A 1,014-nucleotide genomic window follows, 5' to 3' on the forward strand; every position below is an offset into this window, starting at 1 on the left:
CATTGAAATACTACCCGTCGGTGACTGCGACTCTCACTCCGGGAGGAGTACACCGGTAGCCGGGCAGTTTGACTGGGGCGGTACGCGCTCGAAAAGATATCGAGCGCGCCCGAAGATCATCTCAGCCGGGTCGGGAATCCGGCGAAGAGCGCAAGAGCACAAGATGGTCTGACAGTGTCATTCCCAACGAGTGACGCTGACGCGAAAGCGTGGTCTAGCGAACCTACGAGGCTCCGGAATGGGGCCCGTAGATGACAGAAAAGCTACCTTAGGGATAACAGAGTCGTCACCCGCAAGAGCACATATCGACCGGGTGGCTTGCTACCTCGATGTCGGTTCCCTCCATCCTGCCCGTGCAGAAGCGGGCAAGGGTGAGGTTGTTCGCCTATTAAAGGAGGTCGTGAGCTGGGTTTAGACCGTCGTGAGACAGGTCGGCTGCTATCTATTGGGGGTGTCAAGGTACTTGACGTGAACGAACGTATAGTACGAGAGGAACTACGTTTGGTCGCCACTGGTGTACCGGTTGTGTGAGAACGCAATGCCGGGTAGCCACGCGACACGGGGTAAGAGCTGAACGCATCTAAGCTCGAAACCCACATGGAAAAGAAGTACCGATGAGGTCACTCGTAGAAGACGAGTTCGATAGACTCGGGATGTACGCACCGAGGCAACGAGGTGTTGAGTCCACGAGCACTAACAGACCGAAGCCACAGTCATACGGCACTGACACCACAGTTCGTATGAGTTCAGGCGGTAACTGGATCGCACGCATACACGGTCGGCCGATCGAGAGGTCGGAACCACCGACACAGGCGTCTCTTCCACAGATTGTGGAGAGAGTCTCGGTTCGAGTCCGAGAGTCGGCGTAAAGGCGGCCAGAGCGGTGGGGGAACACCCGTACCCATTCCGAACACGGAAGTTAAGCCCACCAGCGTACCGGGAAGTACTGGAGTGAGCGATCCTCTGGGAACCGCGGTTCGCCGCCTGCCCATTCATACGGGAGAATACTCCCAC

At 57.2% G+C, this 1,014-nt stretch carries 2 rRNA genes; both read left to right on the plus strand.

Features of this window, described 5'->3' with window-relative positions:
• Positions 1-717, plus strand: a 23S ribosomal RNA gene (locus tag CK500_RS17415); the annotation flags it as partial.
• 150 nt (positions 718-867) lie between these two features.
• A 5S ribosomal RNA gene (gene rrf, locus CK500_RS11585) occupies positions 868-989 on the plus strand.
• Positions 990-1,014: the final 25 nt, after the last annotated feature.

Source organism: Halorubrum salipaludis, from assembly GCF_002286985.1.
Taxonomy (GTDB): Archaea; Halobacteriota; Halobacteria; order Halobacteriales; family Haloferacaceae; genus Halorubrum; species Halorubrum salipaludis.